This window comes from Gilliamella sp. Nev3-1 (assembly GCF_001690435.1).
Taxonomy (GTDB): domain Bacteria; phylum Pseudomonadota; class Gammaproteobacteria; order Enterobacterales; family Orbaceae; genus Gilliamella; species Gilliamella apicola_C.
In genome coordinates this window covers 1-2624 of the sequence record NZ_LZHN01000052.1, presented here as the reverse complement: position 1 = coordinate 2624, position 2624 = coordinate 1, and the positions used below count along the sequence as shown (strand labels likewise).

General features: G+C 48.9%; 1 tRNA gene and 2 rRNA genes. All 3 read right to left on the bottom strand.

Features of this window, described 5'->3' with window-relative positions:
• Nucleotides 1-796: ribosomal RNA gene (locus tag A9G40_RS07990) — 23S ribosomal RNA — on the bottom strand; the annotation flags it as partial.
• Between the two features lie 256 nt (nt 797-1052).
• A tRNA-Glu gene (locus A9G40_RS07985) sits at nt 1053-1128 on the bottom strand.
• A 54-nt stretch (nt 1129-1182) separates the two neighbouring features.
• Nucleotides 1183-2624 (bottom strand): 16S ribosomal RNA (locus A9G40_RS07980); the annotation flags it as partial.

The window sequence follows — 2624 nt, the reverse complement described above, 5'->3', positions numbered from 1 at the left end:
TTTGATTGGCCTTTCACCCCCAGCCACAGGTCATCCGCTAATTTTTCAACATTAGTCGGTTCGGTCCTCCAGTTAGTGTTAACCAACCTTCAACCTGCCCATGGCTAGATCACCGGGTTTCGGGTCTATACCCTGCAACTTAACGCACAGTTAATACTCGGTTTCCCTTCGGCTCCCCTATTCGGTTAACCTCGCTACAGAATATAAGTCGCTGACCCATTATACAAAAGGTACGCAGTCACTATTACCCAACGGTAACAGCTCCCACTGATTGTACGTACACGGTTTCAGGGTCTATTTCACTCCCCTCCCGGGGTTCTTTTCGCCTTTCCCTCACGGTACTGGTTCACTATCGGTCAATCAGGAGTATTTAGCCTTGGAGGATGGTCCCCCCTTCTTCAGACAGGATATCACGTGTCCCGCCCTACTCTATAAGCTTCCACATCATGCATTTTCATGTACGGGACTTTCACCCTCTATCGTGCGACTTTCCAGACGCTTCCACTAATACATCATGCTACCCGCTTGGGCTACTCCCCTTTCGCTCGCCGCTACTTAGGGAATCTCGGTTGATTTCTTTTCCTCGGGGTACTTAGATGTTTCAGTTCTCCCGGTTCGCCTCATATAACTATGAATTCATTATATGATAGTGTAGTCACCTACACTGGGTTTCCCCATTCGGACATCAACGGCTATAGCGCCTTTTATCGGCTCACCGTCGCTTTTCGCAGATTAACACGTCCTTCTTCGCCTCTGATTGCCTAGGCATCCACCGTGTACGCTTAATTTCTTAACCTTACAACTCACAGTTGTCTTGGTTTTCAATTTACGCTTTTTTCTCTTTCTTACTTCAATGCTTTTTATTTCCTTAACTTAACTCCATATCTATTGAATATATCATTAAACCAAAAATAAAAGCTTTCCGTAAAAACGAGAACTCGTTTCTTTCAGCTTGTTCCTAATTGTTAAAGAGCTTTATCTTTCTATTCACTCAAACACTAAACCAAGCAAATACAAACATAATTTTTTAAAAATAATTCCGTCGCACTTTATGGCGTCCCCTAGGGGATTCGAACCCCTGTTACCGCCGTGAAAGGGCGATGTCCTAGGCCTCTAGACGAAGGGGACTGAATTATTTCTATTCTAAACAAACAATCTGTGTGAACACTTACGAGCTCTTCGTAAGGAGGTGATCCAACCGCAGGTTCCCCTACGGTTACCTTGTTACGACTTCACCCCAGTCATGAACCACACCGTGGTAAACGCCCTCCCGAAGGTTAAGCTATCTACTTCTGGTGCAACCCACTCCCATGGTGTGACGGGCGGTGTGTACAAGGCCCGGGAACGTATTCACCGTGACATTCTGATTCACGATTACTAGCGATTCCGACTTCATGGAGTCGAGTTGCAGACTCCAATCCGGACTTAGACGTACTTTATGAGGTCCGCTTGCTCTCGCGAGGTCGCCTCCCTTTGTATACGCCATTGTAGCACGTGTGTAGCCCTGGTCGTAAGGGCCATGATGACTTGACGTCGTCCCCACCTTCCTCCGCTTTATCAACGGCAGTCTCCTTTGAGTTCCCGGCCAAACCGATGGCAACAAAGGATAAGGGTTGCGCTCGTTGCGGGACTTAACCCAACATTTCACAACACGAGCTGACGACAGCCATGCAGCACCTGTCTCACAGTTCCCGAAGGCACTCCCATATCTCTACAGGATTCTGTGGATGTCAAGACCAGGTAAGGTTCTTCGCGTTGCATCGAATTAAACCACATGCTCCACCGCTTGTGCGGGCCCCCGTCAATTCATTTGAGTTTTAACCTTGCGGCCGTACTCCCCAGGCGGTCGATTTATCGCGTTAGCTTCGGAGCCCATCACTCTAGGCAACAAACTCCAAATCGACATCGTTTACAGCGTGGACTACCAGGGTATCTAATCCTGTTTGCTCCCCACGCTTTCGCATCTCAGCGTCAGTATCTGTCCAGAAGGCCGCCTTCGCCACCGGTATTCCTCCACATCTCTACGCATTTCACCGCTACACGTGGAATTCTACCTTCCTCTACAATACTCTAGTTAACCAGTTTTAAGTGCAATTCCTAGGTTGAGCCCAGGGCTTTCACACCTAACTTAATTATCCGCCTACATGCCCTTTACGCCCAGTCATTCCGATTAACGCTCGCACCCTCCGTATTACCGCGGCTGCTGGCACGGAGTTAGCCGGTGCTTCTTCTGTAATTAACGTCAATTGTTGCACCTATTAGATACAACACCTTCCTCATCACCGAAAGTACTTTACAACCCGAAGGCCTTCTTCATACACGCGGCATGGCTGCATCAGGGTTCCCCCCATTGTGCAATATTCCCCACTGCTGCCTCCCGTAGGAGTCTGGACCGTGTCTCAGTTCCAGTGTGGCTGGCCATCCTCTCAGACCAGCTAGAGATCGTCGCCTAGGTGAGCCTTTACCCCACCTACTAGCTAATCCCATATGGGTTCATCAAATGGCGCATGGCCCAAAGGTCCCATGCTTTGGTCTCTCAACTTTATGCGGTATTAGCAGTCGTTTCCAACTGTTGTCCCCCTCCATTCGGCAGATCCCCATACTTTACTCACCCGTCCGCCACT